Here is a 25,004-nt window from a genome sequence, read left to right as displayed (position 1 = left end):
CGGGCGGACGGAATGGATAGCTGGGGGTCACCCCGTGTCCAGGCCGAGCTGCGCCAGAACCGGGGAGGTGTCGAAGATCCGCTCGTGCCCGACGATCAGTCCGCCGGGCTCGACGCGGAGGAACTCGGCGGTGCGCATCTCGACCGTCCTGCCCGTGGCTGCGACCGCTCCGCCGGGTCGCCGCAGCTCGCCGGTGTGCCGCGCCCGGATGGTGAGGCGGGCCGCCGCCCGGTCCGCGTCGGCGAGCAGCTCGTCGACCTCGGCCGTCATATCGCTGTACGCCTCGAACATCGGTGAGATGAAGGCCCGGATGGCATCACGCGTGGTGAGGGGCTCGGGGCTGAACGGGTTGAGGAACACGGCGTCCGCCGCGTACAGCGCGGCCAGCCCGCTCACGTCGGAACGGTTGAACGCCTCGATGTACGCCCGGAAGGTCTGCTCGGCTCGCACTTCGCCCCCTTCGTTCGGCCCGTACGCATCCGGGGCGCCGACCGGGTCGGGCTTCGACGTCGTGGAGGACATCACGGGCGCTCTCATCGCCAGTACCGGACGGTGGTCTCGTAGGCCCGCCGCGCGAACTCGGGCACAGGAAGCCGGCGCAGTTCGGAGCTGAGCACCTCGACGCTCACCAGGCCCTCCCAGCCTCGCTTGAGCAGGGTGGACGCGAACTGGTCGAGCTCGAAGGTCCCTTCGCCAGGCATCACCCGGCGGTGCATCGTCTCCTTCATCGCGTTTTCCGAGACGGGGGGCGGGGCGTCGTCGAACTGGACGTACGCGATCATCTCCAGTGGCACGGACTCCAGTTGATCCCACGAGCTGTCCCCGCGGAAGAAGTGCCAGGAGTCGATCAGCACCCCTGCCCGGTCCTTGCCCGCGGCCTCGGCCACCTCCAGGGCGGCGGAGATCGACGTCACCGCGCCGAGCGGGCTGAACTCGACGGCCATCCCCGCGCCGGCCTCGGCGAACATCGCGGCGCACCGCTCGACCAACGGCCCGGTCCTGCCCTGCAGCGGCGCCATGAACGTGGTCAGGACCCACTGCGCCCGCACGGCGGCCGCCGCCTCGGCAAGCCGGCGCGCCTCGCGCACCGTGGCCTCCTCGTCAGCGCTCACCACCAGGGCCAGGAGCTCGTGGCACCGCAGTCCTTGTGCGGCCAGCGTGGCCGCGCAAGCGGCGTCCACCTGCGGCCCGGGCATGCCCACGGCCGAGAACCCCGCCTCGGCCGCGGCCGCCACCAGGCCGGGGACGCCGACGTCCCACCGAGAGTCGGGGGTCAACCCCAGTTCGATCGTCATGACTGCCGCTTATTCATGTGCTGAGCCCTTCCGTGGTGAAGACCGCGATGGGCCGCGGTCGGAGGAACCGGACGCTCTACTGCCCTGACAACCGTTCGATGACCGGGGCCAGCGATCCGGGAGTCGAACCGAGCGGCGCCGAGAAATAACTGATGCCGAAACGCTCCCGGGTGGCCAGGAGCTGCTCGCACACCTCGTCCAGGGAACCGATGGCGACCATCGGCGACGAGCGGAGCTCCTCCCGGCTGGGGACCTCCCCGCTCCCCCTCGCCCGCAGCAGACGTCCGAAGCGCTGGAAGAACGCCTCGAAACCCCCGTCCACGTCATCGGTGAGGGTGACGTCCAGCAGCTGGGCTCCCAGTTCGATCTCGTCGAACCGGTCCCCGGCCGCCTCGCGGACCCAGCCGATCTTCTCCTCGTACGTCTGCGCGCTGACCTCGGGAGGTCCGGACGACTGCGCTGCGCTCCGGGTGCGGGGCATGACCTGGACGATGTCGGCCTGGCGGCCGGCCACGGAAAGCAGCTTGCGGCCGCCACCGCCGATCATGATGGGCGGACGCGGGCGCTGCAGCGGTTTCGGTGTCCCCTCGATCCCGTCGATCGTGAAGTGCTCGCCGGAGAAGCTGAAGGGGCCGTCCCCGAACAGGCCCTTGAGGATGACGACCACCTCCTCCAGCCGCTCGATGCGGACGGACGCCTTGTCGTAGGTGATTCCAGAACGGTCGTACTCGTCCCGCATCCACCCTGCGCCGATGCCGACCTGGAGGCGGCCCTGCGACAGTACGTCGAGCGTTGCCAACTCCTTGGCCAGTACGGCGGGGTGGCGGAAGTCCTGGTTCAGGACCGTCTGGGTGAGCCGCACGGTGCTCGTCGCGTCGGCGGCCGCCTGCAGGGCGAGCAGCGGAGCGAAGGGAATCGTGAGGTGGTCGGCCATGGCGAAGGTCGAGTAGCCGAGCCGCTCGATGTTCCGTGCGGCCTCGACGAGGGCGGTGCGGTCGGGAAGCCGGCCCGGCCCAGTCCCGAACCTGATCGGTCGGACAGCCATCTGCGTACGCTCCCTGCTCAAGCAGCCGGCCAGGCCAGCGACTTGGTTTCGAGGTACTGGTCGAAGCCGGCGACGCCGTTCTGGCGGCCGAGCCCACTGTGCTTGTAGCCGCCGAAGGGCAGATCGGCGGCGTAGAAGTTGCCTCCCTGGACGCTGAGCGTGCCGGTACGGATCCGGCCGGCCACCGCCAGTGCCCGCTCCAGCGAGCCGGAGTAGACGCCTCCGGACAGGCCGTAGACGCTGTCGTTGGCGATCCGGACGGCGTCGTCCTCGTCCTCGTACGGGATCACGCACAGCACCGGGCCGAAGATCTCCTCCTGCGCGATCGTCATGGAGTTGTCGACGTCGGTGAACAGTGTCGGCTCGACGTACCAGCCCTTCGGCAGGTGCGCAGGCCGCCCGCCGCCGAGGGCGAGGGTCGCCCCTTCCGCGACGCCCTTCTCGATGTAGCCCAGTACCCGGTCGCGCTGCTTGGCCGAGACGAGCGGCCCCATCATGACGTCGGGCCGCTGCGGGTCTCCGTACGGCGCGGCGGCCAGGAGGTCCTTCAGCAGCGCGACCCCTTCGTCGTAGCGGGAGCGGGGCAGCAGCATCCGGGTCTGGAGGGCGCATCCCTGCCCGGCGTGCGAGCAGACGCCTATGCCCGCCCCCACCGCGCCTGCCAGGTCCGCGTCGTCGAGAACGATCGCGGCCGACTTGCCGCCGAGTTCGAGGAACAGGCGCTTCAGCGTCGGCGCGCTCTTCTCGGCGATCCGCTTTCCCGTCGCAGTGGAACCGGTGAAGGAGATCATGTCGACCTTCGGTGATAGCGACAGGTCCTCGGCCAGGAGGTGGTCGGACGAGGTGACGATGTTGACCACGCCGGCGGGGATGTCCGTCTGCTCGGCGACGAGCCGGCCGATGCGGGTCGCGTTGAACGGCGTGTCCGGCGCCGGCTTGAGCACGACCGTGTTGCCCGTCGCGAGGGTCTGGCCGAGCTTGCTCAGCGTGACCTCGAACGGCGCGTTCCAGGGGACGATGGCGCCAACGACCCCGACCGGCTCCTTCTTGACCTGCCGTGAGGTGAGAACACCGCGGTAGTCCCGGGTGTCGGGGAAAGCCGTCTCCCAGGCGAACGTGTCCATCAACTCGGCCGGGTAGCGCAGCGCGTGGGCGAGCGGGGCGGCGAGCTGCGGACCGTCGGTCGTACTGCGCGGGCAGCCGACCTCCAGAATGAGCTCCTCCCGCAGCTCGTCGCGCTCGGCTTCGAGGGCCTCCTGAAGCTGGAGGAGGCAGTGCCGGCGAAAGGCACGGTCGGTCGACCAGTCAGTCTCGTCGAACGCGCGGCGAGCGGCGTCGATGGCGCGCTGCATCTCCGCGTGGGATCCGTCGGCGACCTGCCCGATCACCTCCTCGGTGGCCGGGTTGACGTTGTCGAACGTCCTTCCCGAGTCGGCCTCGATGAGCTTGCCGCCGACCAGCATCCTCGGCTCGGTGTGGATCTTCCCAGTGTGGATCTTCGTCGGCTCCGCCACCGCTCGCCCCACCTCTGCTTCCGCTCCGTGGCACCTTCGCCATCCGGCAGTTGGGTGTGCTCCCGCGTTTTTGACATTGACGTCAAAGTCGAATTCGACGTCAATGTAGACCAGCCCGGGGCGGGCGACAAGGGCTTCGCCGGCCGGGGACGCACCCGGTGGCCGGAGTGCTGTCGGGCGATCGGCCTGCGGGCCCGAGCCGTCAGATCCCGTCCCAACTCGTCCTGGACGAAGGGGTCGTGGGCGACCACTGGGCCGCCTGCTCGTGACGGCCCAGCAATCGCACGACTGTCATCAGGACTTCAGGAGCCTGCGTCGTCGGATGAGTAGCGCGATGCCGCCCACTGCTAGCGTTCCGGCGACCGCGGCAATCATCCCTGGGGCGAGGGCCGTTGTGCCGCTGTCGGCAAGGCCGCCGTGCGTGGGCGGGACGACGCCGCCCGTGGTGGGTCCGGGGGCTGGCTCGCCAGGAATCGGCCCGGGAGAGGTCGGCGGGAGAGTCGGCTCCCTCGTAGGAGTCGGAGTCGGGCTGGATCCCTCGGCCGTGATGGCAACCGTCACGGGCTCGGAGCTCGAAGCCGGACACGAAGCGTCGCCCGCGTAGTTGGCCGTGATGGTGTGTTGTCCCTCGGCGAGGTCGTCGATCACCAGGGTGGCGATGCCGTCTTCGAGTGAGGCGGAACCGATCTCCTGCCCGTCGTCGGTGAAGGTGACCGTCCCGGTCGGACTGCCCACGGTGCAGGTCACCGTCGCCGTGAAGGTGACGGCTGTGCCGGTCTGGGCCTGTTCGGAATCGCTCGCCAAAGTGGTGGTGCTCTGCGCTGTTTGTGCGATGGCCAAGCTGTGATAGCTGCCCACGCCGATCGCCACGACGGTGGCACCTGTGGGTTGCAGGACCCGCACGGGCTTGGTGCGGACGGCGGTGGTGCGGTCGCCGAACTGGACCTCGACCGGCTCGCTCCGGTTGGTGGTGGTGCCGTCGCCCACCTGGCCGTAGCGGTTGTATCCCCATGCCAGGACCTGGCCGTCGGAGGTCAGTGCCACGGTGTGATCGTCGCCGGAGTCGAGCGCCGTGACCGTTGTGCCAGTCGGCAGACTGACCGTTACCGGCTCGGTCCGCCTCGTGGTGGTGCCATCGCCGAGTTGGCCGTAGGAGTTGTCTCCCCAGGCCAAGACGGACCCGGCCGCGGTGATGGCGAAGCTCTGGAAACCGCTGCCGGCCGCGATGGAGCTGACGCTGGTGCCGGTGGGCAGGTGCACCGTCACCGGTGCGGTGCGAGTGGTGGTAGTGCCGTCGCCCAACTGGCCGCTGCCGTTGTATCCCCAGGCCAGAAGCTGGCCGCTGGAGGTCAGCGCCAGACTGTGGTCGTCGCCGCCGACGATGGCGATGGCGGTGGTGCCGGTGGGCAACTCGACCTCGACCGGCTCATAGCGATCAGTCCTGGTGCCATCACCCAACTGGCCCAAGTCGTTGTCGCCCCACGCCAGGACCTGGCCCGTGGACGTCAAAGCCAGGCTGTGGCCGGCACCCGCGCCGATCGCCGTGACGGTTGTACCGTCCGGCAGATCCACCGGCACCGGTACGTTGCTCTCTTCAGTCGTGCCGTTGCCCAGTTGACCCCAGTCGTTGTACCCCCAGGCCAGGACCTGCCCCGTGGAGGTCAACGCCAGGATGTGATCGTCACCGACGGCGATCGCCGTGACCGTCGTGCCGTCCGGCACCTGTACGTTCACCGGCACCGTGCTGTTCGTGAAGGATCCGTCTCCCAGCTGGCCTACGTCATTCTGGCCCCAGGCCAGGACCTGCCCTGTCGAGGTCAGGGCCTCCGAGAAGCCGTAACCACCACTCACCTGCGTCACGCTGGTACCCGAAGGCAGCGAGGTCAGTCCCGCGACTGATTGGCCGGCCGCGTTGACGGAACCGTTGCCCAGCTGACCGTACTGATTACGGCCCCACGTCCACACCTCGTCGCCGGGCGTTGCCGCCGCCGTGGGCCTCGCTGCGACCAATGCCAGAGAAGCGATCGCCAGCCCAAGGACCGCCACCATCGCGCAATACCAGGCGCGGCACCGCATCCAGCGGCGCGACCACAGACCCTCGATTCCCCCGATTCGACGACGCCCGTCAACGGACAAATCCACGACAGTCCTTTCTGCGGATCTAACACGGCATCAGATGATCCGCACCTTGCTCCAGGCAGCCGATATCCGAGTCGCGCAGCACGCGGCCGATTGGCCGATTACGCTCAATCGAGTGGCCGTATTTGCCGCCGTTCGTGTTGCGCAGGGGGCATGCTTCTGCTGCACGTCGGCCCTGCTGGCGCAGTCGAAAAGTGGGTTCCGGGTCGCTTCCGGTGAATCCGCACAGCGGTCGGGTGACAGGCGCTGTTATGTGACCCCGGATCACGCACAACGGGTATTTCTCCTCGAGTGCGAGGTGATCCGGAGGGAATAGCCCCATGAGTTTCGAGCCGAAGATGCCGGGATTCGACGAGATCCATATCTTGTGGACTTCCGAAGGCATGAGCTGTGACGGCGACACCGTCTCGGTGACCGCGGCGTCGCTGCCGAGTCTGGAGGACGTCCTGCTCGGAGCCATCCCCGGGCTGCCGAAGGTGCACCTGCACAACAAGGTGCTCGCGTACGAGACCGGCGACGGCTTCATGGAGCCGTTCCATCAGGCGGCGCGCGGCGAGCTGGCGCCGTTCGTCTTCGTCGTCGAGGGGTCCATTCCCAACGAGAAGATCAACGGTGACGGCTACTGGACGTCGATGGGCAACGACCCGGACACCGGAGAGCCGATCACCCTGAACGACTGGATCGACCGGTTGGCGCCGAAGGCATGGGCCGTGGTGGCGGCGGGCACGTGCGCGACCTACGGCGGCATCCATGCCATGGCCGGCAATCCCACGGGCTGTATGGGCCTCGCGGACTATCTCGGCAAAGACTTCCGTTCCGCCGGCGGGCTGCCCATCGTCAACGTCCCCGGATGCCCGGTGCAGCCGGACAACTTCATGGAGACGCTGCTGTGGGTGCTCCACCAGGCCGCCGGGCTGGCGCCGACCATCCCGCTGGACGAACAGCTGAGGCCCACCTGGCTGTTCGGGAAGACGGTGCATGAGGGATGCGACCGGGCCGCGTACTACGAGCAGGGTGACTTCGCCAAGGACTACAACTCGCCGAAGTGCCAGGTGAAGGTCGGCTGCTGGGGCCCGGTGGTCAACTGCAACGTCACCAAGCGCGGCTGGATGGACGGCATCGGTGGCTGCCCCAACGTCGGCGGGATCTGCATCGCCTGCACCATGCCTGGGTTCCCCGACAAGTTCATGCCCTTCATGGACGAGCCACCGGGCGGCAGCCTGTCCTCACTGATCATGAACGCCTACGGGCCCTTCATCCGCACCATGCGTTCCCTGACCAACTACAGCGTCAACAAGGAACCCCGGTGGAGGCACAACCGCGCCGAGCTGACCAGCGGCTACCAGCCGCGCTGGCCCCGCAGCTGACCTCCCGACGGCCGTTTGAGAGGACGGACCTGTGACCACGACCGAGCCGGGCCGCCAGCTGACCGAGGTGGCGTTCGACCCGATCACCCGCATCATCGGCAACCTCGGCATCTACACCAAGATCGACTTTTCGGATCGGAAAGTCGTCGAGTGCCGCAGCACGTCCTCCGTCTTCCGTGGCTACAGCGTGTTCATGAAGGGCAAGGATCCCCGGGACGCCCACTTCATCACGAGCCGTATCTGCGGCATCTGCGGTGACAACCACGCGACGTGCTCGGTGTACGCGCAGAACATGGCCTATGGCGTGAAGCCGCCGCCGCTCGCCGACTGGATCATCAATCTGGGAGAAGCGGCCGAATTCATGTTCGACCACACGATCTTCCAGGACAACATGGTCTTCGTCGACTACTGCGAACGCATGGTCAAGGAGACCAACCCCAGTGTGCTGCGGCGCGCCGAGACCACCGAGGCGCCGCGGGGCCATATGCACGGCTACCGGACCGTCGCCGACATCATGCGCGCGTTCAACCCCTTCGAAGGGGAGATGTACAAGGCGGCCCTGCAGATGAGCCGCCTCACCCGCGAGATGTGCTGTCTGATGGAGGGCCGGCACGTCCACCCCTCGACGCTGTATCCGGGAGGCGTCGGAACGGTCGCCACCCCGCAGGTCTTCACCGACTACCTCGTACGGCTCATGCGGTGCATCGACTTCGTGAAGCAGGTCGTCGCCATGAACGACGACGTCTTCGACTTCTTCTACGAGGCACTCCCGGGATACGAGGAGGTCGGCCGGCGCCGGACCCTGCTGGCCTGCTGGGGCACCTTCCAGGACCCGGACAAGGTCGACTACGACTACCGGCACATGAACGAGTGGGGCAAGGCGATGTACGTCACCCCCGGGATCATCGTCGACAACGAGCTGGTCACCAACGACCTCGTCGACATCAACCTCGGGATGCGCATCCTGCTCGGCAGTTCCTACTACGAGGACTGGGCCAACGAGCAGATGTTCGTCACCCACGACCCGCTCGGCAACCCGGTGGACCAGCGCCACCCGTGGAACCAGACCACTCTCCCCGCACCGCAGAAGCGCGACCTGAACGGCGGCAAGTACAGCTGGGTGGTCAGCCCCCGCTGGTACGACCAGCGCAGCGGCGAGCATCTGCCGCTGGAGACCGGCGGCGGCCCCCTCGCCCGACTGTGGTCCACCGCGATCAGCGGCCTGGTCAGCACCCCGTACGTCCGCTCCACGGGGAACTCCGTCCAGATCGATCTGCCGAAGACCCCCAAGACGGCGGAGATCCGCCTCGAGTGGCGGCCACCGGCGTTCCCCAACACCATCGAGCGCAATCGGGCACGGATCTACTTCATCGCCTACGCGGCGGCCATGGCGCTGTACTTCTGCGAGCGGGCCCTGAACGAGGTGCGCTCAGGCGAGACGAAGGTCTTCACGGACTTCAAGGTCCCCCAGGACGCGATCGGCGTCGGCTTCCACGAGGCGGTGCGCGGGGTCCTCTCGCACCACCTGGTCATCCAGGACCGCAAGATCGCCAACTACCAGCCGTATCCGCCCACACCGTGGAACGCCAGCCCCCGGGACTCCTACGGCACCCCCGGCCCGTACGAGGACGCGGTGCAGGGAACTCCCATCTTCGAGGAGAACGGCCCTGAGGACTTCAAGGGCATCGACATCATGCGCACCGTGCGCAGCTTCGACCCGTGCCTGCCGTGCGGCGTGCACATGTACCTCGGCGGTGGACGCACCGTCGAGCGGTTCCACTCGCCTACATTCGGCCCGAGGGCTTAGGGAGCAGGAATGCGCTGGGACGACGACCGTGCGCGCGAGCACGTCGCTCGCGTCGAGACACTGCTCTCCACGCTCGACGCCATCACCGACGAGGCTGCCCGCGCCCGGGCCATCGAGACCGTCCAGGCCCTGATCGACCTCTACGGAGAGTGTCTGGGCCGGATCATGGACCGTATCGCCGGTACGGAGGCGGCGGCTGCCTGTGCCGAGGACGAACTGGTGGGCCATGTGCTGCTGGTGCACGACCTGCATCCCCTGCCGGTCGAGCAGCGCATCCGCCGGGCACTGGAACAGGCGGGGCAACGGGACGTCGAACTCGTGGGCGTGGAAGGGCGTGTGGCGCGGGTGAGGTTGCCGGAGGGCGGCACATGCTGCGGCTCGGGGGCCGCGGCCGTGGAGGGCATCCTCGCGGTCGCCGCTCCCGAGATCGAACGAGTCGACGCGATCCAGCCGGAGCCGGTGTCACGCAAGACGCTGATCCCCGTCGAAGCCCTGCTGACGCCATTGCGCGCCGGAACCGGGGACGGGCCGTGACCGGGGCCTTCTCATCGCCTTGGCTGCGCAGCCTCGCTCAGCGCCATCGGTTCGGCGTACCGCGTCCCGCGTTCGCGGAGCAACAGGGCCGTATCGGAGACCAGGAGCGCTGCGATCTGTGCGCCGAGCCAGTGCCGTCCACCCACCGGCACCTGCTCGATGTCGGTTCCGACTCGATCGCCTGCGCCTGCCATGCCTGCGCCCTGCTGTTCGACCACAAGGAGGCCGGTGGCGGTCACTACCTCCGCCTTCCGGACCGCCGGCGGCGGCTGGACGGACTCGACCTGGACGACCTCCGATGGGCCGCGCTCGGCATCCCGGTCGACCTGGCGTTCTTCGTCCGCAGCGGTGCCACCGGGGCGGTCACCGCCCGCTATCCGAACCCGCTGGGCACGATGCGTGCCGATGTGGATCCGCGGACATGGTCCGAGATCGAGCGGTCCCATCCCGAGCTGCGCACTATGGAAGAAGACGTGGAAGCCCTGCTGGCGGACCGCACCGGCAGCGCCCCGCGCAACTGGCTGCTGCCGCTGGACGACTGCTTCCGGCTCTCCGCGGTCATCCGCACGCACTGGAAGGGACTCGGCGGCGGTCCCGACGTGCACCAGCACATCGAGCACTTCTTCGAGGACCTGCTCACAAGGAGTGGATCATGAGCAACATCAAGGTCGGCAAGCCGGACGTCAAGCCGGACAGGACGGCACACGTCCCCGGCGTACGCCGCGGAAACCACAGAGGCATCTACAAGCGGACACCCGGCCATCTGCCGGACGGCCATTCCACCGCCCGCCGCTCCACCGGCATCTGCGCCAAATCCCGCAACCCGGTGCTGCCCGGCATGCCGAACATCTCGCCGGCGTGAGCGGCATGCATGCCGCGAGCCCGGACCTGGACTTCGAGGTCATCGGAGCCCGTCCGCTCGCTCACACAGCGGTTCCCACACTCGGCTTCCAGATCCTCATCCGCCGCACCGGCGGGGGACCGGTCCGCTCGGTGCTCCTGAACACGGCGATCCGCATCGCTCCCGCCCGCCGGAGGTACGACAGCCCGACCCAGGAGCGGCTGGTGGAGATCTTCGGGACCTCCGAACGCTGGGCCACCACGCTCCGGCCGCTCACGTGGACTCAGATGTCCTCCGTGGTCCCGCCCTTCGACGACACCACCGTGTTCGACCTCCACGTGCCCTGCCCCTGCGCGGTCGAACTCGCCGTGGTCAAGTACTTCCGGGCGGTACGGGACGGGGAGGTGCCGCTCGACTTCCTCTTCAGCGGAACCGTTTTCCACTCGGCGGCCGACGGAGCCCTGCACACCGCTCAGATCTCCTGGGCCAGCGATGCCTCGTTCCTGCTGGCCGGCTCGCTGTGGCGGGAGGCGACAGGAGACCACGCCTGGATCCGGCTGACCCGGACGGGCCATGACCGCCTCGACGCCCATCGTGCCCGAAACGCCCTCGCCGATTGGGACGAGGCGATCCGCGACCTGCTCGACAGGACCGCCGCCCCCACCGCAGCAGACACCACTGGAGCAGCATGGACGCCGTAAACAGGACCGCCGCTGAGACAGCTGCGGAGGGGGCCGTGGAGACGGGTGCGGAGGAGGTCGTGGAGACGGCTGCGGACAAGGCCGTCGAGAAGATCGCCCGGACCTGCCTGTACGAGGGATATCTGCTGTGGCCGTACAGCAGATCCGCGCTGAAGAACACCCGCCGCTGGACCTTCGGCGGTGTCTACCCGCGGACCACCGCCGACGCCCTCGGCGAACCGTGCCGGATGCAGACCCAGTGCCTGCTGCAGGGCGAGCCGGATGCCGACCTGACCGTCCGCGTGCGGTTCCTGCACGTCGTCGACCGCACAGTGCTCCAAGAAGGGCCACACGCCCCAAGACCCGTCGACAGCATGACTGTGCAGGGCCGTCGGTACCTCACATGGCAGGAGGCCACCGAGCGGGACCTGCGGCTGCCGTCCACCACCGCGGCCGAGTTGCTCGCTCTTCCGCGTGCGATCCGGGTCGCGGTCCCGGCCGGCAGCGACCGAGAGCCCATCCACGACGAACAGGGACGGCAGGTCGGCGCCCTGCTGCGCACCTGGAAGCCGCTCACCGGGATCGTGCGCCTGGAAGCTGTGCCGGTCGCCGATCGGACGGTGCGACTGACGGTACGGATCACGAACACCACGCCGTGCCTGCAGCCCGAGCCCGATGCCCGGGACGCCCGCGACCGTGCGGCCCCTTTCGCCTTCGTGTCCACGCACGCCGTTCTCCACAGCGACCGTGGGGCTTTCGTCTCGCTCACCGACCCGCCGGCACACCTCCGTCAGGCCGTGCGGGAGTGCGACAACCAGGGCACCTGGCCGGTACTGGTCGGGGACGAGGGCGGACACACCATGCTGTCCTCGCCGATCACCCTCTCCGACTACCCGCAGGTGGCACCCGAGAGCCCCGGAGACATGTTCGACGGCACCGAGATCGACCAACTGCTGGTCCTCAGCGTGCTCAGCATGACCGACGAGGAGCGGGAGGAGATGGCGGCCGCCGACCCGCGAGGCCGCGACATCCTCGAGCGCTGCACCGCCCTCACCGCCGGAGAGATGTCCGCACTGCACGGCACCATCCGGGGGTTCCGGCCACTGGAGGACGCATGACGGTCACCGGACAGGAAGAAGACGCGGCAATGAGCCCCCCGTCCCGCAGTGTGACCGTCGACGGCGCCGTCCTGCGGCGCGGCAGCCGCGTCCGGCTGCGGCCGCGGCAGCGCGCCGACATCTTCGACATGGCGCTGGCCGGCCGTACCGCCGAGGTCGCTGCCGTGGAGGAAGATCTCGAAGGCCGTATCCACGTCAGCGTCACACTGGACGGTGATCCCGGCCGGGATCTGGGCAGCGGCGCACAGATCGCACACCGGTTCTTCTTCTCGCCGGAGGAACTGGAACCGCTGGGTGACACCGACGATCGCACCGCCGACGCGCGCGTGCTCGTCGCAGGCATCGGCAACATCTTTCTGGGTGACGACGCGTTCGGCCCCGAAGTGGCCGCCGCGCTCCTCGCCCGACCACATCCACCGGGCGTGCACATCGCGGACTTCGGGATCCGCGGTATGGACCTGGCGTACGCCCTGGGGCACGGCTACGACGCAGCCGTACTCGTGGATGCAGCCCCACGCGGGCAGGGCCCCGGAACGCTCTATGTCATCGAACCGGAAGAGCCCGCCGGCGAGCCCGCCCCTGAGGCGCACGGCATGGACCCGGTCAGAGTGCTCGCTCTGGCCCGCCACCTGAACGGAAAACTGCCCCGGACACTGATCGTCGGCTGCGAACCCCAGTCGTGCCCCACCGGCGAGGAGGCAGAGGTCGGCTCCGGCTTCAGCACGCCCGTGCGCCACGCCGTCGCGCGGGCGGTGGACCTGGTCGAGTCGGTCGTGGACGACCTGCTCGCGGAGGCGAGGGCCGAGCGAGACTCCGGAGTGGGGTCTCCGGGTCGCTGACCCGTGGGGGCACGGGGCCCGGCCCGTCAGATCCCCGCGGCGGGCGGCAGGGAGCGCGCGGCAATCGGCGTGACGGTGCGCTCTTCGTGCCCGTCTGCCGGCCGCATAGGCGTGCTCAGCAGATACGGGGCAGCTGTTCGCCCAGGGGTAGGTCCACCACCCTGGTGCCGCCCAGCCCCGTACGGGCCACGACCATCCCAGGGTGCTCGGCCACGCACTCGCCGATCACGGCCGCTTCCGCCCCCTGGGGATGCGCGCGCATCGCGGCGAGTACGGCGTCCGCGTGCTCCCGGGGCACGAACGCCACCAGACGGCCTTCGTTGGCGATGTACAGCGGGTCCAGCCCGAGGAAACCGCAGGCGTTGGCGACGGCTTCCGGCACGGGTACGCTGCGCTCCGTGAGAACGACCCCGGTGCCCGAGGCGGTTGCGATCTCGTGCAGTGCCGTGGCGAGGCCTCCGCGTGTGGGGTCCCGCAGGACGTGCAGGTCGCGGGTGACCGCCAGCATGGCTTCGACCAGACCGCTCAGAGGCGCGGTGTCGCTCGCCACGTCCACGCCGAACTCCAGGCCCTCCCGCACGCTCATGATCGCGATGCCGTGCATGCCGATGGGGCCGCTGACGATCACCACATCGCCCGGTACGGCTCGCTGCGGGCGGATGTCGACGCCCTCCGGGATCAGTCCGATCCCCGACGTGTTGACGAAGACACCGTCGCCGTGTCCCGCGTCCACCACCTTGGTGTCGCCCGTGACGACGGCGACGCCCGCGGCCGAGGCGGCGGCTCCCACAGCCTGCGCCACCCTGCCCACCACCGAGAGCTCGATCCCCTCTTCGAGGATGAACGCGCAGGACAGGTATGCGGGCCGGGCGCCGCTCATGGCCAGGTCGTTGACCGTGCCGTTGACCGCCAGGTCGCCGATGCAGCCGCCTGGGAAGAACAGCGGCCGCACCACGTAGGAGTCGGTCGAGAAGGCGAGCCGGGCGCCGCCCAGAGACACGGCGGCCGAGTCGGCGAGGGCGGCCAGCGTGACGCTGCCGTACGCGGGGACGAAGAGGTGCTGCACCAGTTCCGCGGAGAGCGCTCCGCCGCCGCCGTGCCCCATGACCACGACCGGGTGGTCGCGCAGAGGCACCGGACACGACCATGCGGCCGGATCCGCAAGTCCGGGCGTTTCCGCGGTCGTCGGGGCCGTGAGTTCTGTGGTCTCAGCCAATGGGGGTCGCCTCCTTCGAGGGCGCGGGCACGGCGGACGCGTCCAGACGCCGGTACAGGTAGTAGGCGGCGCAGGCTCCCTCGCTGGAGACCATCGTCGCGCCGAGCGGGGTGCGGGGTGTGCAGAGGGTGCCGAAGGCTCCGCACTCGTTCGGTTTGATCAGGCCCTGGAGCACCTCGCCGCTGCGGCAGACGGTCGACTCCTGCGTCCGCAGGTCGGCGACGTCGAAGCGGTACTCGGCGTCGTACGCCCGGAACGCCTCGGACAGCCGCCAGCCGCTGTCCGGGATCGTCCCGATGCCGCGCCAGGTGCGGTCGGTGACCTCGAACACCTCCTCGATCATGCGCTGAGCCGCCGGGTTGCCCTCGGACCGCACCGCGCGCGGATACGCGTTCTCCACCCGGTGCTCGCCCCGTTCGAGCTGATGGACCGTCCGGCGGACGCCCTCAAGGATGTCCAGTGGCTCGAAGCCGGTCACGACGATGGGGACCCGGTACCGGTCCGCCAGCCGCGGATACTCGGTGGTGCCCATCACGCTGCACACATGGCCGGCCGCCAGGAAGGCCTGGACGCGGCAGAGCGGGGCCTGCATGATCGCCTCGATCGCGGGTGGCACACGCACATGCGAGGCCAGCAGGCTGAAGTTGCCGATGCCCAGCCGCCGGGCCTCGTGGACGGCCATCGCGTTGGCCGGTGCCGTGGTCTCGAAGCCGATGCCGAAGAACACGACCTGCCGGTCGGGGTTCTGCTGCGCGATGGTGAGGGCGTCCAGCGGGGAGTACACCACGCGTACGTCACCGCCCTCGCTCCTGACCCGGAACAGATCGCGGCTGGTTCCCGGTACGCGGAGCATGTCGCCGAAGGAGCAGAAGACGACCTCCGGCCGGGAGGCGATCTCCAGAGCCTTGTCGATCATCTCCAGCGGTGTGACGCACACCGGGCAGCCGGGGCCGTGGATGAGCTCGACGGAGTCGGGGAGCAGCTGGTCGATGCCGTGCCGCATGATCGAGTGCGTCTGCCCGCCGCAGACCTCCATCATCGCCCACGGCCGGGTGACGGTGGCATGGATGTCGTCGAGCAGCCGACGGGCCAGCTCGGGGTCGTTGAACTCGTCGATGTACTTCATCGGGCGCCCTCCTGTGTCGCCGCCACAACCTCCGGTGCGCGCGGGTCATCAGCCGTCTCGGGCCGGCTCGTACCGGCCTCGGCAGCGGCTCGCGCCCACGGGTCGCCGAACTCCTCCTCCAGCAGGCCGAGTTCCTCGAACAGCCTGAGGGACTCTTTGGCCGACTCCTCGTCAAGGAGCTGGAGCGCGAAGCCCACATGGACGATGACGTAGGCGCCCACGTCCGCCTCCGGCACGTAGGCCAGGGAGACCTCCTTGACCACACCGCCGAAGTCGACCCGCGCCATGCGCGCGCCGTCGCGTTCCTCGATGCCGACCACCTTGCCGGGCACTGCCAGGCACATGGTGTTCTCCCGTCCGTCGCTGAGTGGTGTACCGGCAGCAGCCGGTTCTTCCTGGCCAGGCAAGCGGGGGCTAGGGGCCACTGCCGGTGCGCGCCGCCACGATGAGCTGGCCGAGTGCCAGGCCGCCGTCGCCGGGCGGGACCTCCCGGTGGCGAAGCACCGTGAAGCCGGCCGCATCGAGGCGCCGGAAGCACTCCTCGTCCAGCAGCGCGTTCGCGAACACGCCTCCTGTGAGGGCGACCGTCCGTACGCCGGTCTCTCTGCGGGCCGGCCGGCAGACCGCTTCCACGGCACCCGCCACCGAGCTGTGAAAACGCGCCGCGATGACCGGGGGAGGGATACCGCGCCGCAGGTCGTCGACGATCGCGCGCAGGACCGGCCCGGGATCGAGGATCATCGCCGCGGACCCGGTCCCGGAGGTCCGTTGTTGCAGACCGAAGGTGTACGCAGGCTCGTGGTCCCCGTACGCCTGCGCGGCGGCGGCCTCGAGTTCCACCGCGGCCTGGGCCTCGTACCCGGCTCGGTGGCAGACCCCGGCAAGCGAGGACACGGCGTCGAACAGCCGTCCCATGCTGGAGGTCGGCACGCAGGCCAGGCCGCGGTCCAACTGCCGGGCGAGCAGGCGGCGCTCGTCGGGGGAGCAGGCCGTGACGCAGGGCAGGTCCGCGTCCCACGGGATGCCGGCGCTGCGCAGCTGCGCCAGGGCCATGCGGCACGGGTTGCCGATCCCCGCGTCACCGCCGGGCAGCGGTGCGTACGCCAGGTGCGCCCAGCGCCGGTAGCGGTCGTAGTCGGCCAGCAGCACCTCCCCGCCCCACACCGCCCCGTCTTCGCCGTAGCCCGTCCCGTCGAAGGCGACGCCGATGACCGGTTCGGCGCCGGTCAGTCCGTTCCCCGCCATGGCCGAGGCGATGTGCGCGTGGTGGTGCTGCACCAGCCGCAGCGGGCGGCCGGCGGCGTGGCGTCGGGCCCAGCGCGCCGAGTGGTAGCCGGGGTGCCGGTCGGCTGCCAGCAGCTCGGGCGCCACACCGGTCAGCATCCGCATGCGCCGCTCATCCGCTTCGAAGACCCGTACGGTGGCGAGGTCGGCCATGTCGCCGATGTGCGGTGACAACCAGGCCGTGCGGTCCTCGGCGAGACACAGCGTGTTCTTCAGGTCGCCGCCGACGGCCAGCGAAGGCCGCACCGGAACAGGGAGGCTGACCGGCGCTGGCGCGTAGCCGCGGGAACGGCGGAGCACGACGACGCTGCGATCGGGGCGCACCCGCACCACGGAGTCGTCGCACGGCACCTCGATGGCCCGGTCGTGGGACAGCCAGGCGTCTGCCAGACCGTGCAGGCGGGTCAGTGCCTCCCGGTCGTCGGTCACGATGGGCTCGCCCGAACGGTTGCCGCTGGTCATGACCAGTACCCGAGGGCCGGGTGGATCGCCGGGGAGGCCGAACAGCAGCTGGTGCAGCGGCGTGTAGGGCAGCATCACGCCGATGTCCGGGCTGCCCGGGCAGACGCCCGCCGCCAGATCAGGCGAGGCAACGCGGCGGCGCAGCAGCACGATCGGTCGGCGAGGGCTCGTCAGGGCGCTGCGCTCATCCGGGTCGATACGGGCCAGCCGCTCGGCCGTGTCCAGATCGGCGCACATGACAGCGAAGGGTTTGCCGCCGCGTTCCTTGCGCCGGCGGAGCGCTGCGACAGCGACGGGATCGGACGCGTCGCAGGCGAGGTGGTAGCCGCCCAGGCCCTTGACGGCCAGCACCGCTCCGCGTGCCAGCAGGCGTCTGGCCTCGGCCACCGCCTGCTCTCCCTGTGTGGGGCTGATCCCGGCGCCCGTGGCAGGTACGAGCGTCAGCTGCGGACCGCAGGCAGGGCACGCCACCGGCTGGGCATGGAATCTGCGGTCGTCCGGATCCGCGTACTCCGCCGCGCAGGCCGCACACATCGGGAACGGGGCCATGGTGGTGGTCGCCCGGTCGTACGGCAGCTCGGTGGTGATGGTGAACCGGGGGCCGCAGTGCGTACACGTGATGAACGGATGGCGGTGACGGCGATCGCGGGGAGCGGCGAGCTCACGCAGACAGTCGGTGCAGGGCGCGGTGTCCGGTGGGATCAGCGTGCGCCCTTCGCCCTGCTGGGATGGCCGGATGACGAACCCTTCGGCGCCGAGCGCGGCAGCGGGTTCGTACTCCACGTGCGCGACCGCCGCCAGAGGAGGCGGCTCTTCGCGGAGTCGGCGGCAGAACTCCTCGACGGCCGTGGGCTTGCCTTCGACCTCGGTCAGCACGCCCTGCGCGTTGTTGCTCACGAATCCGGACAGCTGCAGTTCGGTCGCCAGCCGGTGGACGAAGGGGCGGAATCCCACGCCCTGTACAACTCCCTGCACGATGATTCGGCGCCGAACGGCGGCGGTTGTGCTGGTAGCCGTGGGAGAGCGGCCCGTCGCGGCCGCGCCTGTCGCAGTGTTCATACCACCGACCTCGATCTTCTCAGCGCGCGCCGGCAGCCGTGACGTCGTGTCCGTGGGCGTGGCGCACGCCGTGGTCGTGACCGTGGTCGCGAAGGTGCTGCGCGGCGAGGACCGGTCGGTGGGGCGCCTCCCCGCCGCAGACTGCGAGCACCCGATCCAGAAGTGACGCCACGCCCTGGCCACTGCGGGCGGAGGTGCGCAACACCTCGACACCGGGATTGACCTGCTCCACATGCGCGGTGAAGGCCGGGTCGTCGAATCCGACCGCTTCCGCGATGTCCGTCTTGGTGAGGACCACCAGGTTCGCCAGGCCGAACGCCGTGGGGTACTTGAGCGGCTTGTCCTCGCCCTCCGTCACCGACATCAGCACGACCCGGAGTGATTCGCCGAGATCGTAGGAGGCCGGGCAGACCAGATTGCCGACGTTCTCCACGAACAGCACCCGGGTGCCGTCCGGCAGCCAACCCTCCAGGTGGCCGCGCACCTGGCCCGCCTCCAGGTGGCACAACCCGCCGGTGAGCACCTGTTTCACCGGAGCCCCCGACGTGGCCAGCCGCTGCGCGTCGTTCTCGGTGGCGAGATCGGCGGTGATCGCGGCGACGGGGATGCCGCGCTCGACGGCCCGGCGCAGCACGAGCCCGAGGAGGGCTGTCTTGCCGCTGCCCGGGCTGGAGAGCAGATTGACGGCGGAGACTCCCCGGGCGCCCAGGTCGGCGCGCAGTTCCGCCGCCAGCCCGTCGTTCTTCGCCAGAACGGCCTGCCGCACATTGACGATTCGGCACATAGCGGGCTCGCTTTCCTGTCACGCTTCCCTGAGGGCCGCACACACACGGGACTGCGAGAGCTGCACGTCGGCCAGTTCCAGCTCGCGTCCCGTGAGCAGTTCCACCGCGGCTCGCGCGCACGTCGGGCACTGCATCAGGGGAGGGGAACCCACGGTGAACTCCGACTCACAGCCGCCGCAGCGAGCGACGGCGCGCACCTCGTCGATCAGCAGTTCGGCCCCGGACAGTACGGTGCCGTCCGCGACGAGCTCGAACGAGAACCGCAGCGCATCCGGCACCACGCCCGCCAGTTCGCCGACACGCAACCGCACCGACTCCACCGAGGCGGCCCCGTGCTCCAGGGCGACGGCCTCGGCGGCCTCGACGACGGCAGCCGCCAGCGACAGTTCGTGCATGGCTCGCCACGCTAGGCATCCGCCGGGTACGCCCCTGGGACGTGACCACGCGAGGGACCCGATTTCCCTCGGGCGGCGCAAGCACCGGAGGACACCGGCGCGCCACGGTCCTCGCACTCCGCCCCTCGTAGAGCATCACAGACCGTTCAGCAACCAGGTGGGGCGCCAGCACGCCGGCGCAGTGGCCGCGTCGGCGAACGACCAACAGGCACCGGCTCAGGAGGCGTGATGCACATCCTGCTCATTGCGAGCGCGTTCAACAGTCTGACGCAGCGGGTCTTCGCCGAACTGACGGACCGCCGGTACAGGCTCGCGGTGGAGCCGGTGCGCGACGACGCATCCGTACGGGAGGCCGTACGACGACATCATCCGGAACTGGTCATCGCCCCCATGCTGACCACCGCGATTCCCGAAGACGTGTGGTCCGCTTACACATGCCTGATCGTGCACCCGGGACCGCCCGGCGACCGAGGTCCGTCCTCTCTGGACTGGGCACTCCAGGAAGGCCATCGGCGATGGGGCGTGACGGTGCTGCAGGCCGAGGCCGAAATGGACGGGGGCCCCGTCTGGGCCTCCGTGCCCTTCCCGGTTCCGCAGGTCGGCAAGAGCGACCTGTACCGCGGGGAGGCCGCCGACGCCGCCGTCGAAGCGGTCCTTCTCGCCGTGGACCGCTTCGCCTCGCGCACCTTCGCCCCATGGACGCAGAGCGCGGACGTCCGCCTCGAGCACGGCGCACGTCCGTACCTGCGCCAGGACCTCCGGCGCATCGACTGGTCGTCGGACTCGACCGAAACCGTGCTGCGCAAACTGCGCGCGGCCGATTCACAGCCGGGAGTCCTGGACACGTTCCTGGGCGGCGAGTGGTACCTCCACGGCGGATATCCCGAGGACCGGCTGCGCGGCCGGCCCGGTGACGTCCTCGCCACCCGCGACGGTGCGATCTGCCGCGCCACCGTCGACGGCGCGGTGTGGATCCCGCAGGTACGCCCGAAGCGTCGGCCGGGAGGCCCGAAGACGTTCAAGCTCCCGGCCGTCCACGCGCTGGGCGACCGGCAGACACACATCCCTGAGCTGCCGTTTCCCCTCTGGCCGCCCGCCCGGCACCGCACCTGGGCCGAGATCCGTTACGACGAGGACGGGACCGTCGGGTTTCTGCGCTTCACCTTTCCCGGCGGCGCGATGAGCACGGACCAGTGCCGACGGCTGCTGGCGGCGTACCGTTTCGCCTGCTCCCGCCCGACGGACCTGCTCGTACTCGGCGGCACCAGAGATTTTTTCTCCAACGGCATCCATCTCGGCGTGATCGAGGCCGCCGCCGACCCCGCAGCGGAGTCGTGGGCGAACATCCAGGCCATGGACGACCTGGTGGAGGCCATCCTGACGACCACCGACCGGCTGGTCGTCTCCGCTCTCGGCGGCAACGCCGCGGCCGGTGGGCTGATGCTGGCGCTGGCGGCGGACGAGGTGTGGTGCAGAGCGGGTAGCGTCCTCAATCCGCACTACCGGCTCATGGGGCTGTACGGATCCGAGTACTGGACCTACACCCTGCCGCGCCGGGTCGGCGCGGCGGAGGCGGAGCGGCTGACCGGAGAGGCACTGCCGGTGAGCGCGGCATGTGCCCAGCGGATTGGACTCGTCGACCACGTGCTCAGCTGTGGCCCGGAGGACTTCGGCGACGAGGTCGCCCGGAGGGCCGCGCGGCTCGCCTCATCGGCGCGCCTGCACGCGCGCGTGGGGGAGAAGAAGGCGACACGGGGCCGCGACGAGGCCGCGAAGCCCCTTCGCGCCTACCGGGAAGAAGAATTGGCGCGGATGTGGCGGACGTTCTTCAGTCCCGAAGCGTCGTACCACGCGCTGAGGACGGCTTTCGTGCGGAAGGAACGGGTCGGGGGCACGCCATGATCGGGGCCCTGACGGGTCCCGAACGGAACGTCCTGTTTTGCAGCCCGTCGTCACCCGTGTCAGCCTGCACTGAAGGTATACATCGCGCGTTCCCACGGGTCCTGGCGGGCAACCGGGCCGGGGCGTGCCCACGGGCGTCCCCGCTGTTCCGCCGGCGTTCGAGAGACGAGGTGAGTCCGAGATGAGGAACGGCATTTTCATTCCGGCGACTGTGGTGCGTATCGCTGCGGGAGTCGTGGCCGCGGCGGTGGTGGCCCTCGTCGTCGCGGAGGCACCCGAGGCCTGGCGGTACATCAAGATGGAGACGATGTAGCGGCCGCCCGGATCGCCGCCGACTCCATTCGGGGCGGCGCAGACCGGCCTCCTGCCGGTCGGTGCGACGTCGGCCCGCGCCGACCGTGGCGTATGCATGCGGCCTCCAGGACCACGACAGGTCCTGGAGGCCGATGTCACGCACAGCCCGCATGTGCCCGGGGCTTTCCCGTGGGCGCGGGCCCTACGTCTCTGTGCCCCGCCGCGGGTCAGCGGCGGCGGCCCCACGACTCGATGTCGACGAGACGCCCTGCGTTGTCGTACAGGGCCGCGGTGTCGGAGCGGTTGTCCCACACGTAGTTACGGCGGTCCTGGTAGACGTCGAAGCGGGTGTCACGGCCGATGCCGGTGTGGACGCGGACGGTGGAGCCTGCCGCCAGGCGCAGGTAGCCGAAGCGGTAGCGGTAACCGTCCTCGTTGCGCAGCGTCCAGCCGTAGAGGTCGACGCTCCGGCGAGAGGTGTTGGCGATCTCGATCCACTCGCCGTTCAGCGACCAGTTGGATCCGTCGTCGAAGCCCGGGCTGTCGGCCCGGACGTCTCTGATCACGACCGCGGAGTACGGCGTGCGGCCGGGGCGGCCGTTCGAGGGGAACGGGTCCCGGTGGTCACGGCCGTTCGAGGGGAACGGGTCGCGGTGGTCACGGCCGTTCGAGGGGAACGGGTCGCGGTGGTCACGGCCGTTCGAGGGGAACGGGTCGCGGTGGTCACGACCGTCGGAGGGGAACGGGTCCCGGTGGTCACGGCCGCGGTTGTCGTCGGACGAGTGCGGCGCGCGGTCGTGACGGCCCGTGTCGTCGTCGGCGGCGGCGGAGACCGTGGCGGCGCCGACCAGGCAGCCGGCGGCGAGCGCGGCGGCCGTGAACCGGCGGGCGATGACAGAAGCAGACAAGTGATGCTCCCTCAGGTCGTGCAGGCCGGACCCGTTCGTGAGTCGGCCGTGCGGTTTGGCGTCTCGACCCCCGTGGGTCGATGACCATCACTGTGGAGCCGCGCCCCTGCTGAACACCGGAATGACGTTTCATGTTTCTAAAAGCGGACATTTCCGTAACCGTCTGTTTCATAGGGCACGTAGGTGCTGCCGCGTGGCCTTGACAATCACTGATCGCTACACCGACCGGTGCGGGGACGACAGCAAGGCCTTACCGGCGGCGACATGCACACATCCAGGCGCACGGCGCACGCCTTCCCGCGCCGGTCCCGGCCCTGTAACAGCGGCGCCAGGCCGGCGTTCGTACGCATGCTCAACAGGGCGGCAGGTGCTCGAGACCGGTGGGAGTGCGGAGACGGCCGGACGGTAGGCTCACCCCGCAACACGACGCGAAGGGAAGTTCGGTGGCGCGGGTTGCGGTGATCGGCGGGGGCATCAGCGGGCTGGGAACGGCGCTCATGCTCGGCCGGCGGGGCCACACGGTCACGGTGTTCGAGCAGGACTCGCGGCAGGCCGGGGAGCGCCTGGACCAGGACTTCTTCGACTGGCGCCGTCCCCGGGTCCCGCAGGCGATCCAGCCCCACTCGCTGCTTGCGCCCGTCCGCACCGTGTTGCGCACCGAGACCCCCGATGTATACGCGGACCTGCTGGCCCGGGGCGCCTGCGAGTACCACGAGTTCGACTGGTTCGACGAGCATCCGCCGCACCGAGTCGGCTGAGGACCTGGTGACCGTGCGCACCCGCCGCATCGTGCTGGAAGCCGCCCTGACGGCGGCAGCGCGGCGGGAGACCGCGGTCGAGGTGCGGCGGAACTGCCGGGTGCGCGGCCTCACCATCCAGGACGGGCACACTGCCCGGGTCACCGGCGTACAGGCGGGCGCGGACACGTACCGGGCGGACCTCGTCGTCGACGCGTCCGGCCGTCGCTCACCGGTGCCCGCCTGGCTGAGCGCGTCCGGCTGCCGCCCGCCCGTGATCGACAGCCACCGCACCGGGATCGCCTACCTGTGCCGCTGGTACCGCCTGCGCGCCGACGGCCCGCGCCACCCCGGCCAGGTGAAGACCGGCTCGGCCGCACCGTTCGCACTTGCCGGCGTCTTCCCTTCCGACAACGACACCTTCGCGGTGCACCTCGTGCTGTCCACCGGTGATCCGACCCGCGCCGCACTCATCGAACCCTCTGTGTTCGAGACTGCCGCCCGCCGCTTCCCCGCCCCCGCCGCCTGGCTCGACCTGGACCCCGAACCGCGGTCCGCCGTCTTGGCGATGGCAGGCCTGGACAACCGCTGGACCGCCCTCGCCGACGATGACGGACCCATTGTGACCGGCCTGGTCAACGTCGGAGACAGCATCATTCACACCAACCCCACCATGGGCCAGGGCGTGGCGCTCGGTCTGCGCGCCGCCCAGCACCTCGCCACCCACGCCGACCAGATCGCCGCGGACCCCACCGGCTACCACGCCTGGACCGCACAAGCCCTTCGCCCATGGTTCGACATACAGGTGACGGCTGACCGTACCAACGAGCAACGCCTTTCCGACGGCTCACCGCCCACAGACCGGCGGGCCGCCGCCCTGGCCGCCTGCGCCTTCGACGATCCCGTCGTCATGCGGGCCCGAGCACAGGTACGCCACCTCGTGCGCCCGGCCCACGACGCCTACGCCACCGACGAGGTGCACCGACACGTCACCGCCTGGCTGGCTGCCCACCCGGACTTCACGCCCCGACACGACGGCCCGACCCGGGACCAGTGGGAAGCGCTCATACCCAGCTGAGCGCCTGCCTGGCGTCGCACACTCCGGCGCTGAAGTGCCGGCAAGCGACGGCTGAGTTGACCGCGATCGCGCCGCGGACGCCGATCAGACGGCGGCTTGGCCGCTGTCCTTCATGGCGCCCCATCCGTGCCACCGGTCGATCTCGATCCACGCGCTGACGCGACCGCGGACGCGGTCCGGGTAGGGCTTGCCGGTGTACTGCCGGGCCAGGCGGTCGATGTCGGTCAGCTCCTTGTCGTCGTACATCTCGGCGACGTGACCGATCAGGCTGACGTGCGTGTACCAGTCGTCCTTGTCGAGGACGGTCAGGGTCACACGCGGGTCATTGCGCAGATGCGTCAAGCGCCGGCGCCCCTCGTCCATGTTGACCAGCACGCGCCCCTCGTCCCACAGGTACCAGGTGGGCGTGGAGACGGGCGCCCCGTCCGAGCGCAGCGTGGCGATCACGCAGGGGTTGGGGCGGCGCAGCATGGCGACCGCCTCGGACGGCAGCGGCGGCTTGGACACTCGTACTCCTCGCGGTGGACGGCGGGCGCGGCGTGCTGCCGCCCCCGGCGGGGACGGCGCCCACGCTACGGC

23 protein-coding genes and 1 pseudogene are annotated in these 25,004 nt (G+C 69.9%); 11 read left to right on the top strand and 13 right to left on the bottom strand.

Annotated features, from left to right (window positions below; genetic code table 11):
- Positions 1-27 precede the first annotated feature (27 nt).
- From ABT009_RS33250 to ABT009_RS33230, 5 genes are all read right to left on the bottom strand, one after another.
- Complete coding sequence (locus ABT009_RS33250; protein WP_351303475.1) at positions 28-537, bottom strand: ester cyclase; 510 nt, start codon at positions 535-537, stop codon at positions 28-30.
- Positions 534-1,295, bottom strand: a complete 762-nt coding sequence (locus tag ABT009_RS33245) for a sugar phosphate isomerase/epimerase family protein (RefSeq protein WP_351303472.1) — start codon at positions 1,293-1,295, stop codon at positions 534-536. Before ABT009_RS33245 ends, ABT009_RS33250 begins: the two co-directional genes overlap by 4 nt.
- A 76-nt stretch (positions 1,296-1,371) precedes the next feature.
- Positions 1,372-2,340: a TIGR03621 family F420-dependent LLM class oxidoreductase gene (locus ABT009_RS33240; protein WP_351303469.1), complete on the bottom strand. Its 969-nt coding sequence runs from the start codon at positions 2,338-2,340 to the stop codon at positions 1,372-1,374.
- Between the two features lie 17 nt (positions 2,341-2,357).
- On the bottom strand, positions 2,358-3,854 hold the full coding sequence (locus tag ABT009_RS33235; RefSeq protein ID WP_351303467.1) for an aldehyde dehydrogenase family protein: 1,497 nt from the start codon (positions 3,852-3,854) through the stop codon (positions 2,358-2,360).
- Between the two features lie 294 nt (positions 3,855-4,148).
- A complete protein-coding gene (locus tag ABT009_RS33230) occupies positions 4,149-5,903 on the bottom strand; it encodes an RCC1 domain-containing protein (RefSeq protein ID WP_351303464.1) in 1,755 nt (584 codons plus the stop codon).
- Between the two features lie 410 nt (positions 5,904-6,313).
- On the opposite strand from ABT009_RS33230, the gene ABT009_RS33225 reads away from it, so the two are divergent.
- From ABT009_RS33225 to ABT009_RS33190, 8 genes are read left to right on the top strand one after another with little or no spacing between them, the layout of a single operon-like run.
- On the top strand, positions 6,314-7,360 hold the full coding sequence (locus ABT009_RS33225; protein WP_351303462.1) for an NADH-quinone oxidoreductase subunit B family protein: 1,047 nt from the start codon (positions 6,314-6,316) through the stop codon (positions 7,358-7,360).
- A gap of 31 nt (positions 7,361-7,391) precedes the next feature.
- Positions 7,392-9,167, top strand: coding sequence for a nickel-dependent hydrogenase large subunit (locus ABT009_RS33220; RefSeq protein ID WP_351303459.1), 1,776 nt, complete (start codon positions 7,392-7,394; stop codon positions 9,165-9,167).
- Positions 9,168-9,176: 9 nt separating this feature from the next.
- Positions 9,177-9,701: a NifU-related iron-sulfur-binding protein gene (locus ABT009_RS33215; RefSeq protein WP_351303456.1), complete on the top strand. Its 525-nt coding sequence runs from the start codon at positions 9,177-9,179 to the stop codon at positions 9,699-9,701.
- Positions 9,698-10,357, top strand: coding sequence for a DUF5947 family protein (locus ABT009_RS33210; RefSeq protein ID WP_351303453.1), 660 nt, complete (start codon positions 9,698-9,700; stop codon positions 10,355-10,357). The genes ABT009_RS33215 and ABT009_RS33210 overlap by 4 nt, the downstream gene beginning before the upstream one ends.
- Positions 10,354-10,563: a hypothetical protein gene (locus tag ABT009_RS33205; protein ID WP_351303451.1), complete on the top strand. Its 210-nt coding sequence runs from the start codon at positions 10,354-10,356 to the stop codon at positions 10,561-10,563. The genes ABT009_RS33210 and ABT009_RS33205 overlap by 4 nt, the downstream gene beginning before the upstream one ends.
- A gap of 5 nt (positions 10,564-10,568) precedes the next feature.
- The gene (locus ABT009_RS33200; protein ID WP_351303532.1) at positions 10,569-11,243 is read left to right on the top strand and encodes a DUF6084 family protein; all 675 of its coding nucleotides are present in this window, start codon (positions 10,569-10,571) and stop codon (positions 11,241-11,243) included.
- Positions 11,231-12,340: a hypothetical protein gene (locus tag ABT009_RS33195; protein WP_351303448.1), complete on the top strand. Its 1,110-nt coding sequence runs from the start codon at positions 11,231-11,233 to the stop codon at positions 12,338-12,340. Before ABT009_RS33200 ends, ABT009_RS33195 begins: the two co-directional genes overlap by 13 nt.
- A 29-nt stretch (positions 12,341-12,369) precedes the next feature.
- Positions 12,370-13,179: a hydrogenase maturation protease gene (locus ABT009_RS33190; protein WP_351303445.1), complete on the top strand. Its 810-nt coding sequence runs from the start codon at positions 12,370-12,372 to the stop codon at positions 13,177-13,179.
- A gap of 115 nt (positions 13,180-13,294) precedes the next feature.
- Here the strand turns inward: ABT009_RS33190 and hypE are convergent, their stop codons facing one another.
- From hypE to hypA, 6 genes are all read right to left on the bottom strand, one after another.
- On the bottom strand, positions 13,295-14,395 hold the full coding sequence (hypE, locus tag ABT009_RS33185; protein ID WP_502990013.1) for a hydrogenase expression/formation protein HypE: 1,101 nt from the start codon (positions 14,393-14,395) through the stop codon (positions 13,295-13,297).
- Entirely contained in the window at positions 14,388-15,521 is a 1,134-nt protein-coding gene (gene hypD / locus ABT009_RS33180) for a hydrogenase formation protein HypD (RefSeq protein ID WP_351303442.1), read from the bottom strand. The genes hypE and hypD overlap by 8 nt, the downstream gene beginning before the upstream one ends.
- The gene (locus ABT009_RS33175; protein ID WP_351303440.1) at positions 15,518-15,865 is read right to left on the bottom strand and encodes a HypC/HybG/HupF family hydrogenase formation chaperone; all 348 of its coding nucleotides are present in this window, start codon (positions 15,863-15,865) and stop codon (positions 15,518-15,520) included. Before ABT009_RS33175 ends, hypD begins: the two co-directional genes overlap by 4 nt.
- A gap of 70 nt (positions 15,866-15,935) precedes the next feature.
- The gene (gene hypF, locus ABT009_RS33170) at positions 15,936-18,326 is read right to left on the bottom strand and encodes a carbamoyltransferase HypF (RefSeq protein WP_351303438.1); all 2,391 of its coding nucleotides are present in this window, start codon (positions 18,324-18,326) and stop codon (positions 15,936-15,938) included.
- 19 nt (positions 18,327-18,345) lie between these two features.
- Entirely contained in the window at positions 18,346-19,110 is a 765-nt protein-coding gene (hypB, locus tag ABT009_RS33165; RefSeq protein WP_351303435.1) for a hydrogenase nickel incorporation protein HypB, read from the bottom strand.
- An 18-nt stretch (positions 19,111-19,128) separates the two neighbouring features.
- Positions 19,129-19,506, bottom strand: coding sequence for a hydrogenase maturation nickel metallochaperone HypA (gene hypA / locus ABT009_RS33160; RefSeq protein ID WP_351303433.1), 378 nt, complete (start codon positions 19,504-19,506; stop codon positions 19,129-19,131).
- 228 nt (positions 19,507-19,734) lie between these two features.
- On the opposite strand from hypA, the gene ABT009_RS33155 reads away from it, so the two are divergent.
- Both ABT009_RS33155 and ABT009_RS33150 read left to right on the top strand, forming a co-directional pair.
- Positions 19,735-21,408 (top strand): hydrogenase maturation protein, encoded by a 1,674-nt coding sequence (locus ABT009_RS33155; protein WP_351303430.1) that lies wholly within the window; start codon positions 19,735-19,737, stop codon positions 21,406-21,408.
- Positions 21,409-21,589: 181 nt separating this feature from the next.
- Entirely contained in the window at positions 21,590-21,721 is a 132-nt protein-coding gene (locus ABT009_RS33150; protein WP_351303427.1) for a DUF6893 family small protein, read from the top strand.
- Positions 21,722-21,929: 208 nt separating this feature from the next.
- Here ABT009_RS33150 and ABT009_RS33145 read toward each other — a convergent pair whose 3' ends face one another.
- Positions 21,930-22,610 (bottom strand): lamin tail domain-containing protein, encoded by a 681-nt coding sequence (locus ABT009_RS33145; RefSeq protein WP_351303424.1) that lies wholly within the window; start codon positions 22,608-22,610, stop codon positions 21,930-21,932.
- A gap of 443 nt (positions 22,611-23,053) precedes the next feature.
- Here ABT009_RS33145 and ABT009_RS33140 point away from each other — a divergent pair.
- Positions 23,054-24,425, top strand: a pseudogene (locus tag ABT009_RS33140) (FAD-dependent oxidoreductase).
- 84 nt (positions 24,426-24,509) lie between these two features.
- Here ABT009_RS33140 and ABT009_RS33135 read toward each other — a convergent pair.
- Positions 24,510-24,932, bottom strand: a complete 423-nt coding sequence (locus ABT009_RS33135) for a PPOX class F420-dependent oxidoreductase (protein WP_351303422.1) — start codon at positions 24,930-24,932, stop codon at positions 24,510-24,512.
- Positions 24,933-25,004: the final 72 nt, after the last annotated feature.

Source organism: Streptomyces sp. NPDC002896, from assembly GCF_040295225.1.
In the GTDB taxonomy this organism is placed as follows: Bacteria; Actinomycetota; Actinomycetes; order Streptomycetales; family Streptomycetaceae; genus Streptomyces.
Note: the sequence above shows the minus strand (reverse complement) of the source record. Positions and strands in the feature narration are given on the sequence as shown.

Coding starts and splice junctions, on each gene's coding strand:
- ABT009_RS33250 (WP_351303475.1), bottom strand. CDS start 537: ATGAGAGCGCCCGTGATGTCCTCCACGACGTCGAAGCCCGACCCGGTC.
- ABT009_RS33245 (WP_351303472.1), bottom strand. CDS start 1,295: ATGACGATCGAACTGGGGTTGACCCCCGACTCTCGGTGGGACGTCGGC.
- ABT009_RS33240 (WP_351303469.1), bottom strand. CDS start 2,340: ATGGCTGTCCGACCGATCAGGTTCGGGACTGGGCCGGGCCGGCTTCCC.
- ABT009_RS33230 (WP_351303464.1), bottom strand. CDS start 5,903: ATGGTGGCGGTCCTTGGGCTGGCGATCGCTTCTCTGGCATTGGTCGCA.
- ABT009_RS33225 (WP_351303462.1), top strand. CDS start 6,314: ATGAGTTTCGAGCCGAAGATGCCGGGATTCGACGAGATCCATATCTTG.
- ABT009_RS33215 (WP_351303456.1), top strand. CDS start 9,177: ATGCGCTGGGACGACGACCGTGCGCGCGAGCACGTCGCTCGCGTCGAG.
- ABT009_RS33205 (WP_351303451.1), top strand. CDS start 10,354: ATGAGCAACATCAAGGTCGGCAAGCCGGACGTCAAGCCGGACAGGACG.
- ABT009_RS33200 (WP_351303532.1), top strand. CDS start 10,569: ATGCATGCCGCGAGCCCGGACCTGGACTTCGAGGTCATCGGAGCCCGT.
- ABT009_RS33195 (WP_351303448.1), top strand. CDS start 11,231: ATGGACGCCGTAAACAGGACCGCCGCTGAGACAGCTGCGGAGGGGGCC.
- ABT009_RS33190 (WP_351303445.1), top strand. CDS start 12,370: ATGAGCCCCCCGTCCCGCAGTGTGACCGTCGACGGCGCCGTCCTGCGG.
- hypD (WP_351303442.1), bottom strand. CDS start 15,521: ATGAAGTACATCGACGAGTTCAACGACCCCGAGCTGGCCCGTCGGCTG.
- ABT009_RS33175 (WP_351303440.1), bottom strand. CDS start 15,865: ATGTGCCTGGCAGTGCCCGGCAAGGTGGTCGGCATCGAGGAACGCGAC.
- hypF (WP_351303438.1), bottom strand. CDS start 18,326: ATGAACACTGCGACAGGCGCGGCCGCGACGGGCCGCTCTCCCACGGCT.
- hypB (WP_351303435.1), bottom strand. CDS start 19,110: ATGTGCCGAATCGTCAATGTGCGGCAGGCCGTTCTGGCGAAGAACGAC.
- hypA (WP_351303433.1), bottom strand. CDS start 19,506: ATGCACGAACTGTCGCTGGCGGCTGCCGTCGTCGAGGCCGCCGAGGCC.
- ABT009_RS33155 (WP_351303430.1), top strand. CDS start 19,735: ATGCACATCCTGCTCATTGCGAGCGCGTTCAACAGTCTGACGCAGCGG.
- ABT009_RS33150 (WP_351303427.1), top strand. CDS start 21,590: ATGAGGAACGGCATTTTCATTCCGGCGACTGTGGTGCGTATCGCTGCG.